Source organism: Chitinophaga sp. H8, from assembly GCF_040567655.1.
In the GTDB taxonomy this organism is placed as follows: Bacteria; Bacteroidota; Bacteroidia; order Chitinophagales; family Chitinophagaceae; genus Chitinophaga; species Chitinophaga defluvii.
Map to the genome: position 1 here is coordinate 1,131,268 of NZ_JBEXAC010000001.1, position 15,340 is coordinate 1,146,607.

Annotated in this window: 11 protein-coding genes; 10 read left to right on the forward strand and 1 reads right to left on the reverse strand. The window is 37.8% G+C overall.

Annotated elements, in window-relative coordinates:
- Positions 1-13: 13 nt before the first annotated feature.
- Positions 14-1,030, reverse strand: a complete 1,017-nt coding sequence (locus ABR189_RS04330; RefSeq protein WP_354659219.1) for a GntR family transcriptional regulator — start codon at positions 1,028-1,030, stop codon at positions 14-16.
- A gap of 275 nt (positions 1,031-1,305) precedes the next feature.
- Here ABR189_RS04330 and ABR189_RS04335 point away from each other — a divergent pair, with 275 nt between their 5' ends.
- The 10 genes from ABR189_RS04335 (at position 1,306) to ABR189_RS04380 (ending at position 15,314) form a co-directional block, all read left to right on the forward strand.
- Complete coding sequence (locus tag ABR189_RS04335; protein ID WP_354659220.1) at positions 1,306-3,582, forward strand: heavy metal translocating P-type ATPase; 2,277 nt, start codon at positions 1,306-1,308, stop codon at positions 3,580-3,582.
- A gap of 32 nt (positions 3,583-3,614) precedes the next feature.
- Complete coding sequence (locus ABR189_RS04340; protein ID WP_354659221.1) at positions 3,615-3,821, forward strand: heavy-metal-associated domain-containing protein; 207 nt, start codon at positions 3,615-3,617, stop codon at positions 3,819-3,821.
- Between the two features lie 819 nt (positions 3,822-4,640).
- Positions 4,641-6,572, forward strand: coding sequence for a polysaccharide biosynthesis protein (locus tag ABR189_RS04345; RefSeq protein ID WP_354659222.1), 1,932 nt, complete (start codon positions 4,641-4,643; stop codon positions 6,570-6,572).
- Positions 6,573-6,646: 74 nt separating this feature from the next.
- Positions 6,647-7,510 (forward strand): polysaccharide biosynthesis/export family protein, encoded by an 864-nt coding sequence (locus ABR189_RS04350; RefSeq protein WP_354659223.1) that lies wholly within the window; start codon positions 6,647-6,649, stop codon positions 7,508-7,510.
- 17 nt (positions 7,511-7,527) lie between these two features.
- Positions 7,528-9,918, forward strand: a complete 2,391-nt coding sequence (locus ABR189_RS04355) for a GumC family protein (protein ID WP_354659224.1) — start codon at positions 7,528-7,530, stop codon at positions 9,916-9,918.
- Between the two features lie 111 nt (positions 9,919-10,029).
- A complete protein-coding gene (locus ABR189_RS04360; protein WP_354659225.1) occupies positions 10,030-11,352 on the forward strand; it encodes a nucleotide sugar dehydrogenase in 1,323 nt (440 codons plus the stop codon).
- Between the two features lie 18 nt (positions 11,353-11,370).
- Positions 11,371-12,573, forward strand: coding sequence for an L-2-hydroxyglutarate oxidase (gene lhgO / locus ABR189_RS04365; RefSeq protein ID WP_354659226.1), 1,203 nt, complete (start codon positions 11,371-11,373; stop codon positions 12,571-12,573).
- Positions 12,574-12,582: 9 nt separating this feature from the next.
- Positions 12,583-13,716 carry a DegT/DnrJ/EryC1/StrS family aminotransferase gene (locus tag ABR189_RS04370; RefSeq protein ID WP_354659227.1) on the forward strand — a complete coding sequence of 378 codons (1,134 nt, stop codon included), beginning with the start codon at positions 12,583-12,585 and terminating at the stop codon, positions 13,714-13,716.
- A 3-nt stretch (positions 13,717-13,719) separates the two neighbouring features.
- Positions 13,720-14,292 carry an acyltransferase gene (locus tag ABR189_RS04375; protein ID WP_354659228.1) on the forward strand — a complete coding sequence of 191 codons (573 nt, stop codon included), beginning with the start codon at positions 13,720-13,722 and terminating at the stop codon, positions 14,290-14,292.
- Positions 14,289-15,314 carry a Gfo/Idh/MocA family protein gene (locus ABR189_RS04380; RefSeq protein ID WP_354659229.1) on the forward strand — a complete coding sequence of 342 codons (1,026 nt, stop codon included), beginning with the start codon at positions 14,289-14,291 and terminating at the stop codon, positions 15,312-15,314. The genes ABR189_RS04375 and ABR189_RS04380 overlap by 4 nt, the downstream gene beginning before the upstream one ends.
- Positions 15,315-15,340 lie beyond the last annotated feature (26 nt).

Here is a 15,340-nt window from a genome sequence, read left to right on the forward strand (position 1 = left end):
GCATAGCAGTGCGTTACAGGGAATTGCGCAGTATCAGTTTAAAAGGATTCTTGACGAGTTCTCTGCGTTTTTCCTGTATCATCCTGGCCGCAGTAATCCCCATTTGCTCATGATCGGTAGAAATAACCGTGATACCATCCAGCAAAATCTCTTTTAACAGCGTTTCATTGTAAGAAACGATCCCCACATCTTTACCAATGACCAGGCCTTTATTGCGGCAGTTTTTTACCAGGTTAACCAGATCTGTTTCTTCAATAACGATATAAGCTTCACCTGCTTTAACAGGTGTGTTGGATTCAATACCTTCTATAATGGAAAAATCAAAGTCCTGGGTGCGGCAGAAATACCGGAAGCCTTTCATTATTTCCGGTGGATAAGGAACAATGCCTGGGTTCACATATACCAGGCTGGTATATTTTTTTAAGGAAGGTAATGCTTCATATAACGCCTCATAAATATCTTTCTCAAAGTTTTGATAAATAGCAGCATGGGGCCTGTTGATTTCAGGAATGTCTTTATCCAGCAAGATTAATTGTGCAGGAGGGATCTGTTTGATAATTTCTACCGCCTTTTCTTTCTGGTCATAAAAATGGGGCATAATTACATAATAATCATAATCCCCCAGATGATTATTGATGAGGCTTTCAAACAGCTGTACGTTGCAATGGTGGATATGAAGATCAATAAAAACATTGTCCCCTAATGTTTTTACGAACGCATTGTATACTTGTTTTTTATAATTACTGATCTTATTGAAAAGCAGCAATACTCTTAGGGGGATATTAATATCTGTACGATTAATAAAATACCCTTTACCCTTAACAGAAATAATTACTTTTTTGTCTCTGAGCTCTTTGTAGGCTTTTTCTACCGTACCTCTGGAAAGGAGGTATTCTTCACTCATTTCATTAATAGAAGGAATTTGCTGGTCCCGCACCAGATGGCCGTCCCGTACTGCTGCCATAATAGAGGCTGCAATTTGCAGGTATACCGGCATCTTACTGTTATTGTCAATATCCAATAATTTCATAAATGGTGGTGTGTTGCTGAACTAAACAGTCTGGAACTGTTTGCACATGAGTCTGGATTTTTGCGACGGTAATATACGTGAAAATGCTGCAAATTGGTAATGTCTTTCAGGTTGGTCTGTCATCAATATGCCCAAATTGTTGATTTGCGCATGCTTTAGCCAGTTCATGATGTGGATTTTATTCTACAAGTAAAAGATATAAACTTTATCCTTAATTGTATAAAGCTCAGAGGAGGGGGAGGTGTTAATTTTGTATTGTTAAAAAAAGGATACAAATGACACAAGATACATTGATAGCACCTAAAGCAAGGCAGGGCAGAAAAGAACAGGAAGCCGCAGCCAGCAAATTGGTTAAACATACTTTTCCTGTGTTGGAAATGACTTGTGCTGCCTGTGCGGTAAGTGTGGAATCTACCCTGAAGGCAACGCCAGGTGTGAAAGAAGCCGGGGTCAATTTTGCCAATCAGCAAGCCTGGGTAACATATGACGAGTCGGCAATTGATCCGGCAGGGTTACAAACTGCCATAAGGTCAATCGGATATGATCTGGTAATTGACGCTGAAGATCCATCTGCAGTACAGGAAGCTGCACAGCAGCAACATTACCGGCAGCTGAAAATGAGAACGATATGGGCTTCTGTACTGGCATTTCCGGTAATGATCATCGGGATGTTCTTTATGGATATGCCATATGGTAACTGGATTTCAATGGTGCTGACCATACCGGTAGTATTTTACCTCGGACGTAGTTTCTTTATTAACGCATGGAAGCAGGCCAGGCACGGGAAAGCCAATATGGATACCCTGGTAGCGATGAGTACAGGGATTGCATTCATTTTCAGTGCATTTAACACGATCTATCCTGAGTTCTGGCATCAGCGTGGTATGCATGCCCATGTGTATTATGAAGCAGCAGCAGTAGTCATCGCCTTTATCTCCCTGGGGAAATTGTTGGAGGAAAAAGCTAAATCCAATACCTCTTCAGCCATTAAGAAGTTAATGGGACTGCAACCCAAAATGGTAAGAGTGATCATGAATGGTGAGGAGCAGGAGATTCCGGTTGCTGCAGTACAACAGGGAGACACGATTATTGTGCGCCCCGGCGAGCGGGTACCGGTAGACGGGGTAGTAACCGGCGGTACTTCCTATGTAGACGAAAGCACGATTACAGGGGAGCCATTACCAGCAGAAAAGAAAGAAAAAGACCAGGTATTTGCAGGCACTGTAAATCAGAAAGGCAGCTTCAGGTTCAGGGCGGAAAAAGTAGGGGCAGATACGGTGCTGGCGCAAATTATAAAAATGGTGCAGGAGGCACAGGGAAGTAAAGCCCCTGTACAGCGGCTGGTGGATAAAATAGCAGGGATTTTTGTACCCATCGTGATAGGGATTGCCATACTAACCTTTATTACCTGGATGGTAGCAGGAGGAGATGATGCCTTTACGCATGCCTTACTGACGGCAGTAACCGTGTTAGTCATTGCTTGTCCCTGTGCCCTCGGGCTGGCCACACCTACCGCAATTATGGTAGGAGTAGGTAAGGGAGCTGCCAACAATATTTTGATCAAGGATGCGGAAAGTCTGGAAATGGCCTATAAAGTAAATGCAGTCATATTGGACAAAACCGGTACCATTACAGAAGGGCGTCCGGAAGTAACAGATATTAAATGGTTATCAGGTAATCAGGAACGCCTCAGGGATATCCTGTATACAATGGAATTACAATCTGAACATCCATTGGCAGAAGCGGTAGTAACAAACTTAAAGGAAGCCGGAGCACGGGCTGTGAACTTACAGGGATTCCAGAGTATTACCGGCCAGGGAGTGATGGGAGTATTGGAAAATGAGCAGTATTATATAGGTAACACTTTATTAATGCAGGAGCAGGGAATTACCCTCCCCACAGCCGTGAGCAGTTTGGTAAAACAGTGGCAGGAAGGGGCCAAAACGGTGGTGTATTTTGCCAGCAAACGTGAAGTACTCGCGATTGTTGCTATAGCCGATAAAGTAAAAGCTACTTCAAAGGCAGCAATAGCTACGCTAAAAAGCCGGGGAATTGAAGTGTATATGCTTACAGGTGATAATGCACATACAGCAGCAGCGGTAGCCAAACAAGTAGGGTTAACCAGTTATAAAGCAGAGGTATTACCTGGAGATAAAGCCGCCTTTGTAGAGGAGTTACAGCATGCAGGTAAGGTAGTAGCGATGGTAGGAGATGGTATTAACGACAGTCATGCGTTAGCACAGGCAGATGTAAGCATTGCCATGGGAAAAGGCTCAGACATTGCTATGGATGTAGCGAAAATGACCCTCATTACCTCTGATTTGCAAGCAGTGCCTAAAGCATTACAGTTATCAAAGAAAACAGTAATGGGTATACGGCAGAATCTGTTCTGGGCATTTATTTATAACATCATTGGTATACCATTGGCAGCGGGCATCCTATTTCCTATCAATGGATTTTTATTAAATCCTATGATTGCAGCAGCAGCGATGGCCCTGAGTTCAGTGTCAGTAGTAAGTAATAGCCTGAGATTAAATATGGTTAAATTATAATTTCTGTTTAAAATTCAATAACTAAGTAGAACATGGAAACATTAAAATTTAAGAGTAATATCAAATGTGAAGGTTGTTTAGCAAAAGTAACCCCTCTTTTAGATGAAGCAGTAGGAGCAGAGAACTGGAGCGTGGATTTACAGTCAGCCACCAAAACCTTAACCGTAAAAGGTAATGCAACAGCCGATAAAATAGTGGCAGCAGTGCAAGGCGCTGGGTTTAAGGCGGAGAAGGAATAGAAGTACCGGTAATGGGTAAAGGATTTAAAACTAAAATGAGTTGTGCATTATTACGTGTACAACTCATTTTAGTTTGGGATAATACATAAGGCTAATAAACAACTGGTTACACCAGTGAGATTAAAATTCCCCATAAGGGGAAACCAGTTAAACAAAATCTTTTGGTATAGTGTTTGATTAACTAGAGCATCAAGATAAGAGAAGACCATATCGTTTTTTATTGTTAGTAACCTGATTTTAAAACAAGACTTATGCGAACGTTTTATCGATCTTTTATGTCAATTCTCACCAGACAATCATTCCCACTTTTAAAGCAATTTATTGGGGTAGTGCCTGCCATGTTTACCAGGTTTAGGTACTTATTATATGCGAATACAAGCAGTTTACAACCAGTATACTTAAGTGCCCGTTCAAATAGATAAGGGATCTTTTAATAGTATATGATATCCAGTTGTTATATATGTGGAAAAAAAACGAATTAATAAAAACAACACTTGAATATATAACGATGAATGAATATACTTTCCCGGATCACTTGCTGGTCAAGCATTTTAAAAATACAATCGAATCTTGTTTTTTACTATATTATAGTTAAAAAATATAAGTTATAAAAAGATTTTATGTTCTTAATCATTTCTTAATGAAACATACAGCATTATGTATTTACTTTGCGCCAGATTTGAATGCCAACGTGAATTGAGTGCCAACGGTTAAAGAACATAATCTATCCGATTATTGAATTTAACAGTGACAATAGTGTGTTAACCTCAGTAATCGGATGTTCAAATTAAAATTTAACGTATCTTATTAATTTAACCTATGACGCAGAGAACCTGGATAACCCCGTCGTGGCTAATACTGCTATTAGACTTAGGTTGTTCCTTAATTGCCATCAATCTGGCATTGTTGTTAAGATTGAATTTTGATCTGGATGCTTATGCTAAGTATCCCCTCACTAACATCATGTTGGTGGTATTTAGTGTTAATCTTTTACTATCACTTTTTTTACGTACCTACAGAGGCATAGTAAGGTTTACCAGTTTAGCAGATATTGGCCGGATTTCCTGTTTGAATATTATTAGCGGAATTGTTTATTTTAATGTGGATGCTTCTAATCTTTTAAGTGAAGCAAAACACATTTTTCCTTTATCTGTTATCCTCATCAACTTTTTCATTTCTACTTTCTTCCTCTTGTCTTATAGACTACTTGTTAAATGGATCTTTAAATATTACGGGAGTTTTAAAAACCTGAACAGGGAAAGGGCGGCAATTTATAATACCGGACATACGGGTTTGATGGTTAGAAAAGCTATAAGTGATGATCCTACTTCTGAATTTCGAGTTGTTGCATTTCTGGAAGATAAAAATGCTCATGCTGGAAAATCTTTGGAAGGATTACCTATTTACGCAGCACAAAAGGAACAATTAGTAAAGTTGGTAAGGCAGGAGAAAGTAAGCGTCCTGATTATTGCAGATGAGCAATTGGAGGCCACACGTTTGAATGAGTTAGTAGAAGATTGTTTATCATTAGATATAAAGGTGAAAAAAGTAAGTTCAGTTGCCAATTGGATCAATGAGGGAACTAAAAGCATTCAATTGAAAGACATCAATATTGAGGATTTGTTGGAACGCTCTGTTATAAATATTAAGAATGAGCAATTAAGCCAGGAATTGAAAGGGAAAAGCGTATTGGTGACCGGTGCAGCTGGATCGATAGGGAGTGAAATCGTGCGTCAGCTCATCCGTTATGAGCCTTCTGTAATTGTATTATGTGATAAGGCTGAGTCACCATTGCATGAGTTGGAGCTGGAAATAGCTGAAAAACTTACCAATATTCCTATTATCAGTTATATAGGTAATGTATGTGACAGGGTGCGTATGCAGCAATTGTTTGAGGTGTATGCTCCAGCAATTGTTTATCATGCTGCAGCCTATAAGCATGTTCCAATGATGGAGCGTAATCCATCTATTGCAGTGATGAACAATGTATTGGGAACTAAAATCCTGGCTGAGTTATCCGTAGAATTTGGAGTAGAGAAATTTGTAATGGTTTCTACCGATAAAGCGGTGAATCCGACCAATGTAATGGGAGCTTCTAAAAGGATTGCTGAGATCTTTACACAATCTTTCAATAACCAGATTAATGAGCAATATAAGAAAACAGGGCCCGTTTATGGATTACCTCCTACTAGATTTATTACTACCCGGTTTGGTAATGTACTGGGTTCTAATGGATCTGTTATTCCAAGGTTTAAAAAACAGCTAGAAAGTGGTGGCCCTCTGACTGTTACACATCCTGATATTACGAGATATTTCATGACAATTCCAGAAGCTTGCCAATTGGTATTGGAAGCCGGTGCTATGGGACAAGGGGGGGAAATTTTTGTGTTTGATATGGGAAAACCAATGAAAGTAGTAGATTTGGCCCGGAAAATGATAAAAATGGCTGGTAAGGAACCAGGGCGTGATATTCAGATTGTGTATTCAGGGCTTCGCCCCGGAGAAAAACTTTATGAAGAGTTATTGAATAATGCTGAAAATACGCTCCCCACGTATCATGAAAAGATTTTAATAGCGAAAGTGCGTGGCTATAGCTTTTCTGAGGTTGATGAAAAGGTTAGCCAGCTAATAGAATCAGCTCAAAAGCACTATCTAACACCAACTGTTGCATTGATGAAAAAGTTAGTCCCAGAGTTTATTAGCAAAAATTCTACTTACGAAGAACTGGATAAGGATAGAATAAAAATGTAACTAATATTTATGGAACCTTTAAGTCGCGGCATAAAATTTGCTTGGCGTCGGGTTTTCATTTGCAAAAATATACCATGTTAAAAATGAGGGATACTTCTGAGGAAAAATACTCCTGGTTATTTAATTGTTTAAAAGGCCAATCCTTGTTTAGAGTCGGGATTGTAGCAGGTGTTTGTATGTTTATGTTTGCATGTAGTACACCAAGAAATATTACTTATTTCAAAGATATTGCTGATACACTTGATAGTAAAGAAGTTACTCAAGCTGTCTACAAAACTCCAACCATCCAAGTAGATGACATTTTACAAGTTAGTATCCAGACATTGGATCCTGCAGCTACAACGTTGCTAAACCAACAGAATACCGCCAGCTGGCCTATTATTGGAAATTCAAGTACATCCGCCGTTGCTCCTAACACCAATATTTCGGGATATCTGGTAGATAAAGATGGATATATAGTTTTGCCACTAGTTGGTAAGGTGATGGTAAAGGGGTTAACTACCATGGAAGTGAGGGAGAGTTTACGTACTAAGGCGGCAGAGTTTTACAAAGATCCGGTAGTAAATGTAAGGTATGCAAATTTTAAAATCACCATATTAGGAGAAGTGGCTAAACCCTCTACGTATATGATGCCAAATGAAAAGGTAACCCTATTAGATGCATTAGGTATAGCCGGAGACCTGACTATTTTTGGTAAAAGAGAAAATGTCTTACTGATTCGCGAAAAGGATGGAAAAAAGGAGTTTGCACGGTTTAACCTTAATGATAGTAAACTTTTTGCTTCTCCTTATTTTTATCTCCAACAGGGGGATGTAGTGTATGTTGAGCCCAATAAATCCAAAGTGGCATCAACTGATATGGCTCAGGTAAAAAGGATATCTATAATGGCTTCTGTTTTATCACTTCTTATTGTTGTGGCTTCAAGGGTTAACTTCTAATATTTCAATGTCGTAATATGCATGATAATACACATACAAATGGTATGCTTCATTTAAACAATACGGGAACTTCTATTGAAGAACAGTCGGGTGGAATCGATCCAAGGAAGTTGTTTGATAAACTAATGAGAAATTGGTATTGGTTTTTAGTTTGTATGATTGCTGGTGTTTTGGTTGCTTGGCTATACTTGCGTTATTCAACTGCATCATTTAAAGTAACAGCTAAGATATTAGTACAGGATGATAAAAAGGGGGGGAATGTACCGGGACAAGAGATTCTGCAGCAACTTGAAATGTTTTCCAGTAAAAGTAATGTTGATAATGAAGTAGAAATACTTAAATCTCGGTCTTTAATGGAGAAAGTGGTAAAGGATATGCAGTTGCATGTAAGTTATTTCATTGGAGGACATGTGAAAAAATCAGAACAGTTTGAAAAACTCCCATTTGTATTTCATTGGCAATTTTTAAAAGATACACTTAATGAAGCTAATTATGTATTAAAACCACTTAATGAAGAAAAATTTATACTAACAAGGGAAAATCTTTCAAAAGAAGCACGGTGGAATGATACTTTGCATCTACCTGAAGGAATTGTTAGAATAGATCGTAATAGGTTGTTTCCATTGGGACAGAAAGAATACCTCATTCAAGTGTTGTCAGTTGATAACGCAGTAGCGAATTATCAAAAACTCCTTAATGTTAATATCCCCAATAAGCAGGTAAGCACTATTGACCTTGATTTCGTAACAACAATCCCTGAGAAAGGAGAGAAAGTACTTAATAAATTAATTGATAGTTATCTCCATGCCAGTGTGGACGATAAAAATCGCATTGTTGATAGTACAATAGCATTTATTGATAGCAGATTAGGGCTTGTCAGTGAAGAATTGACGGGGGTGGAAAAAAATATACAACAGTTTAAAGAGGTGAATGAAGTAGCTGATCTCGGAGAACAGGCCAAATTATTAGTTTCAAGTACCTCTGATTTTATTAAACAGCTAACAGACCAACAAGTTCGTTACAGCGTGGTTGAATCTTTAGAACAGTATATGAAAGATGAGAAGAATAATAAACGTATAGTGCCCTCTTCTCTTATTGTTCAGGACCCAACCTTTGTTGCACTGGTAGGTAAATATAATACATTACAACTGGAACGTGAACGTCAGCTGATATCCAGTACTGAATCAAACCCTTTTATTAAAGTAATTGATGAACAATTGGCTGGCTTACGAAAAGATTTACAGAATAATTTGAGTTCATTGAAACAGGGAATAAAAGTAAGTATAGATGAATTACAACGAAATTCTAATGTACTGACTCAGAAAATACGGCAGGTTCCTGGTAAAGAAAGAATTTTTTTGGATTATTCTCGTCAACAAACAGTAAAGCAGGAGCTATATCTGTTTCTCCTTAAGAAAAGAGAAGAGTCTGCAATCTCAAAATCTTCAAATATTGCAATTGCAAGTATAATAGATGGAGCAAAAAGTGAGGCATTACCTTTTAAGCCTAAGCGTTCGATGATATACATATTAGGACTTATAGTAGGCCTTGCAATACCAGCGCTTTGGCTCTATTTAAGGGATCTATTAAATATTCGGATCCAAAATAAGCAAGATATCACAACCGGTACTCCTGTAGCCATTTTAGCTGAAATTGGACATAGCGATGAGAAGGCCTTAATCGTAACAGGGAAAGATGCGCGGAGTCCAATATCAGAACAATTCCGCGCTTTACGTACAAACATGCAGTTTGTGCTTTCAGGTGTTGACCAAAAAGTAATACTGCTTACTTCTAGTATGAGTGGAGAAGGAAAGTCTTTTGTTTCAACGAATTTAGCTTCTGTTTTAGCTGTTTCGGGTAAAAAAGTAGTGCTAATGGAAATGGACTTAAGGAAGCCTAAAATATCTGAGAATTTAGGAATTACAAACGCGACTGGTTTTAGCACTTATGCTATTGGTAAGGTTTCGTACGAAAACCTGATTAAACCTTCTGGTATTCATGAAAATTTTTGGATTATCACTTCAGGTCCTATTCCGCCTAATCCTGCAGAATTATTGTTGATGGAGCAGACAGAAAAGCTGTTTATTGAGTTGCGCAAGCATTTTGATTATATTATTATTGATTCTGCACCAATAGGCTTAGTGACTGATGCTCAGCTCTTAGGCAGAGTCGCTGATGCGACACTTTATATAGTTCGCCAGAATTTCACATTGAAACAACAATTACAATTAACAAAGGATTTATATATACAAAAAAAATTGCCTAAATTAAATATTGTTGTAAATGATGTCCAGGCAGGGGGGAGCTATGGTTATGGATATGGTTATGGATATGGTTATGGATATGGAATAACTGAGGAACCTAAGGGGGTCTTATCGAAGATTAAAAGGACACTGATCAATAAATAATTACGCAATGGCTTGATGCCTATTAATGTGATTAGATAAAGCAACCACAACTTAAACGAAAAAAGAATGATTAGCGCCAGATAAAATGGCAAAGATTGAAAAATCAATTATATGAGCAACAACGGAAAGTTAAACAGAATTGAAAACGCCAGTATTGCCATTATAGGCCTGGGCTATGTTGGTTTACCCCTGGCTCTTGAATTTGGTAAAAAGTATGATGTTCTTGGCTTTGATATAGATGAGAAAAGAGTGAAGGAACTAGGAAGTGGGGAGGATAGAACGAAAGAAGCAAATATAGAAGAACTGAAAAGAGTTATTGCTTTAAAAAAAGAGGACAAAAAGGGGCATATAGGGCTACATTTTTCTTCTAATGTGGAAGACCTTAGAAGTTATAATACTTTTATTGTAACTGTCCCAACGCCCATTGATCAATTTAAAGCACCGGACCTCAAGCCACTCTTAAAAGCTTCCGAAATGCTTGGGCGAATTTTGAAGCAGGGAGATCTTGTAATCTATGAATCTACAGTTTATCCGGGTTGCACAGAAGAAGATTGTGTACCAGTACTTGAGAGGGTATCTGGTTTGAAATTCAATAAAGATTTCTTTGCTGGTTACTCACCTGAAAGAATCAATCCGGGAGACAAAATAAATACGCTCACTAAAATTAAAAAAGTTACCAGTGGCTCAACTCCTGAAATTGCCAGCCGAGTAGATGATCTCTATCGTTCTATTATTGATGCAGGAACACACAAGGCTTCCTGCATTAAGGTTGCTGAAGCTTCTAAAGCAATTGAAAATGCACAACGGGATGTGAATATTTCATTTGTTAATGAATTGGCACTTATTTTCGATCGAATGGGGATTGATACTAATGATGTTATTGAGGCTGCCGGTACCAAATGGAATTTTCTCAAATATAGACCTGGTTTAGTGGGAGGCCATTGTATTGGGGTTGATCCTTATTATTTGGCTCATAAAGCTGAATCCTTAGGTTACCACCCACAGGTAATTTTATCAGGCAGGCGGGTAAATGATCATGTTGGACATTTTGTGGCCAATAAAGTGGTAAAGTTAATGATTGAGAAAGATCATAAAATAAAAGGATCCAAGGCGCTGATAATGGGTGTAACATTTAAGGAGAATTGTCCTGATGTACGTAACACAAGAGTAGTAGATATTTATCATGAATTAGTTCAGTTTGGCTTGAATGTGGATATTTATGACCCATGGGCAGACGCAAATGAAGTGGCACATGAATATGGCTTGAAAGTAGTTGGTAAACTTGAGGAGAATGTAGTGTATGATGCAATTGTTGTTGCAGTTGCGCATAATGAGTTTTTAACTTTCGACTATCAGAAAATGAAACGTAATAATGGGGTGCTTTTTGATACAAAAGGATGTTTAGACCGTCGAATAGTAGATGGTCGGCTATAAATTATTTTACTAAAAAGAATGAACACGCAGAAATTTGACACTGTTATAATTGGAGCTGGGCTTGTAGGGCTTTCTGTGGCTTACCATCTTAAAATAAAAGAGCCTAAAAGAAAGGTATTAGTTATTGAAAAGGAGATCGACATAGCGTTACATCAGTCTGGGCATAATAGTGGCGTAATGCATAGTGGCATTTATTATAAACCTGGAAGTCTGAAAGCCAGTAATTGTATTGCGGGGTATCATGCGCTATTGAAATTTGCTAGAGAAAATGATATTCCGCATGATGTATGTGGGAAGATAATTGTAGCTGTTTCCCAAAATGAAATTGTTGGATTAAATAATATTTATGAAAGAGGATTAAAGAATGGTTTGACTGGATTAAAGAAGCTTTCGAAAGATGAGATCAAAGAAATTGAACCACATTGTAACGGAATCGCAGCTATTGCAGTTCCTCAAACAGGAATAATTGATTATCCAAAAGTAGCCAGAGTGTTACTAGATAAATTTAAAACATTAGGGGGCTGTATAAGTTTTGGCGATGAGGTTGTCAAGATTCGAGATTGTAATGCGGAAGTGGCAGTAGAAACTACGAAGGGGCAGTACATTACTACGAGCATCATAAGTTGTGCTGGACTCTTTTCTGATCGTGTATCTAAGCTTACAGAAGGCAATAATAATAGTTTGAGTATTATCCCTTTCAGAGGCGAATATTACAAATTAAGGAAAGAAAAAGCTCATTTAGTAAAACATCTTGTGTATCCAGTACCTGATCCAAATTTTCCTTTTCTTGGGGTGCATTTTACCCGTATGATCAGTGGTGGTATTGAGGCTGGTCCTAATGCTGTGTTAGCTTTTAAGAGGGAAGGTTACAAGTTTACAGATTACAATGTTAAAGACCTGGGTGAGATTTTGAGTTGGCCGGGGTTCTGGAAGATAGTGGGCAAATATGGTAAAACAGGTATGGGCGAAATATACAGATCACTATCCAAATCAGCATTTACCAGAGCATTACAAAGGTTGATTCCGGAAATTAAAGAAGCTGATCTGGTCGCAGGCGGGGCAGGAGTAAGAGCCCAAGCATGTGATAGAAAGGGAAACCTTATTGATGACTTTGATATTTTGCAGCGAAGGAATATTATTCACGTGCGTAATGCTCCATCTCCAGCTGCAACATCTTCTCTTTCAATAGGTAAATTTATTTGTGATAAAATATTAAACTAAGTCAGATATATGAATAATGCCATACAAATGGTGGACCTTAAAGGGCAATATGTTAAGATTAAGGAAGAGATAGATGGTGCAATTCAGGGATGTATTAATGCAACCTCATTTATAAATGGGCCAGAGGTTCTGAAGTTTGCTGAGAGCTTAGAACGATATTTAGACGCAAAAAAAGTGATTCCTTGCGCTAATGGGACAGATGCTTTACAAATCGCCTTAATGGCCCTGGATCTAAAAGCTGGTGATGAAGTGATAGTTCCAGGTTTTACTTATGTAGCTACAGCTGAAGTAATTGGATTACTAGGGCTAACTCCTGTTATGGTGGATGTGGAGCCAGATACTTTTAACATAAGTATTGCTGAAGTTGAAAAGGCGATCTCTCCAAAGACTAAGGTGATTGTTCCTGTTCATTTGTATGGACAATGTGCTGATATGGAAAATCTGATGGCGCTTGCGGAGAAGCATAATATACATGTAATCGAAGATACTGCTCAGGCTATTGGAGCCGATTATACTTTTGCCAATGGTAATAATAGAAAGGCTGGTACAATAGGAACAATAGGATGTACTTCATTTTTCCCTTCCAAAAATCTCGGTTGCTATGGTGATGGTGGAGCTATATATACAAATGATATGGCTTTGGGAGATAAAATCAGAATGATTGCCAACCATGGTCAGAGTAAAAAATATCATCACAAGTTTATTGGATGTAATTCCCGCCTTGATTCCATTCAGGCTGCAATTCTGGATGTAAAACTTAACTATCTTGATAAGTATTCCGAAGCGCGTAATAATGCTGCAAATCATTATGATGATATGTTAAGGGATACAGCTGAAGTTGTTATACCATTTAGAGCTCCTGCTTCTACCCATGTTTTTCATCAGTATACATTAAGGATATTAAATGGAAAACGTGATGCACTGCAAACTTATTTAAAAGAAGCAGGTATTCCTTCAATGATATATTATCCATTACCACTAGGTGAGCAGGAAGCATATAAAGGACTGGGAAGGTCGGTAGGTGAATTACCTGTGACTTATCGGTTGTGTAAAGAAGTGATTTCATTACCCATGCATACTGAATTAACAATAGAGGAGCAAGTATTTATTACGAATAAAATAAAGGATTTCTTTAAAAAATAATCAATGAGCTATTTTTCGCACCATACAGCTATTATTGATGATGAATGTGAGATTGGAGACGGAACAAAAATTTGGCACTTTAGCCATATAATGCCTAAATGTGTAATTGGAAAAAACTGTAATATAGGTCAGAATGTAGTTATTTCACCTGGAGTTGTTTTAGGTAGTAATGTAAAAATTCAGAATAACGTATCTGTTTATGAAGGGGTAACTTGTGATGATGATGTTTTTCTTGGGCCTTCTATGGTTTTTACAAATGTAATTAATCCTAGGAGTGCTGTGAATAGGAGAGGGCAATATTCTAGAACGTATGTAGGAAAGGGTGCTTCAATTGGAGCCAATGCTACAATTGTTTGTGGTCACGATATTGGTGCATATGCGTTTATCGGCGCAGGAGCTGTGGTTACAAAAACAGTTCCCGCATATGCCTTATTTGTGGGTAATCCGGCAAAACAGATTGGTTGGGTTGGTGAATATGGGCATCGGCTTGATTTTGATGCAGAAAATAGGGCAATATGTATTGAAAGCAAGCAGGAGTATATATTAGAGAATAATACTGTAAAAAGGGTAAAATGATAATTAATAAAGAAAAGATAAAATTTGCTGTAATAGGATGTGGTCATATCGGGAAACGGCATGCACAAATGGTGCAAAATAACGAGGAGTCTGAATTACTTGCACTTGTCGACACTAAGCCGGCAAGTCAACTAGATATTGAGAAGTTTAATGTACCCTTTTTTCCCTCATTAGAAGCATTAATTTCTTCTGATATTATCGAAGAAATAGATGTTATTAATATTGCCTCTCCTAATGGTTATCATGCTGAGCAGGCAATGAAATGCCTCGATGCTAAAAAACATATTGTTGTTGAAAAGCCTATGACATTATCTAAGCAAGATGCGGAGCGTGTGATATTTAAGGCTTTGCATGTCCATAAGCATGTATTTGCTGTGATGCAAAATCGTTATTCTCCACCTAGTGTTTGGGTCAAAGAATTAATTGATTCAGGACGTCTTGGAAAAATCTATATGGTTCAGCTTAATTGTTATTGGAACAGGGATGAAAGATATTATAAGCCAGAAAGCTGGCATGGTAAAAAGGAGCTAGATGGAGGAACACTATATACACAGTTTTCTCATTTCATAGATATAATGTACTGGCTTTTTGGAGATATTGATAACATTAATGGGCGATTTAATGATTTTAATCATAATCAATTAACGGATTTTGAGGATAGTGGTTTTTTGAATTTTGATTTTGTGAATGGAGGTATGGGCTGTCTTAATTATTCAACTTCTATCTGGAATCAAAACCTTGAAAGCTCGATGACCATTATTGCAGAAAACGGTTCAGTGAAAATTGGTGGACAGTATATGGATAAAGTAGAGATTTGTAATGTTAAGGATTATACTTTACCTGAACTTGCGCCAACTAACCCTGGTAATGATTATGGTGCATACAAAGGATCTGCAGCAAACCATCACTTTGTGATTGAGAATGTTGTAAATGTGCTCAAAGGAAGATCTTCAATTACTACAAATGCTTTGGAAGGATTAAAGGTTGTAGAAATAATAGAGCGGATTTATAAGCAAAGATAAGCGTATACTCCTTAATGTTTATTTGG

What these genes read in the sequence shown, in the direction of transcription:
- ABR189_RS04370 (WP_354659227.1), top strand. Translation starts at nt 12,583, where the DNA reads ATGAATAATGCCATACAAATGGTGGACCTTAAAGGGCAATATGTTAAG.
- ABR189_RS04335 (WP_354659220.1), top strand. Translation starts at nt 1,306, where the DNA reads ATGACACAAGATACATTGATAGCACCTAAAGCAAGGCAGGGCAGAAAA.
- ABR189_RS04330 (WP_354659219.1), bottom strand. Translation starts at nt 1,030, where the DNA reads ATGAAATTATTGGATATTGACAATAACAGTAAGATGCCGGTATACCTG.
- lhgO (WP_354659226.1), top strand. Translation starts at nt 11,371, where the DNA reads ATGAACACGCAGAAATTTGACACTGTTATAATTGGAGCTGGGCTTGTA.
- ABR189_RS04350 (WP_354659223.1), top strand. Translation starts at nt 6,647, where the DNA reads ATGTTAAAAATGAGGGATACTTCTGAGGAAAAATACTCCTGGTTATTT.
- ABR189_RS04360 (WP_354659225.1), top strand. Translation starts at nt 10,030, where the DNA reads ATGAGCAACAACGGAAAGTTAAACAGAATTGAAAACGCCAGTATTGCC.
- ABR189_RS04345 (WP_354659222.1), top strand. Translation starts at nt 4,641, where the DNA reads ATGACGCAGAGAACCTGGATAACCCCGTCGTGGCTAATACTGCTATTA.
- ABR189_RS04340 (WP_354659221.1), top strand. Translation starts at nt 3,615, where the DNA reads ATGGAAACATTAAAATTTAAGAGTAATATCAAATGTGAAGGTTGTTTA.
- ABR189_RS04355 (WP_354659224.1), top strand. Translation starts at nt 7,528, where the DNA reads ATGCATGATAATACACATACAAATGGTATGCTTCATTTAAACAATACG.
- ABR189_RS04380 (WP_354659229.1), top strand. Translation starts at nt 14,289, where the DNA reads ATGATAATTAATAAAGAAAAGATAAAATTTGCTGTAATAGGATGTGGT.
- ABR189_RS04375 (WP_354659228.1), top strand. Translation starts at nt 13,720, where the DNA reads ATGAGCTATTTTTCGCACCATACAGCTATTATTGATGATGAATGTGAG.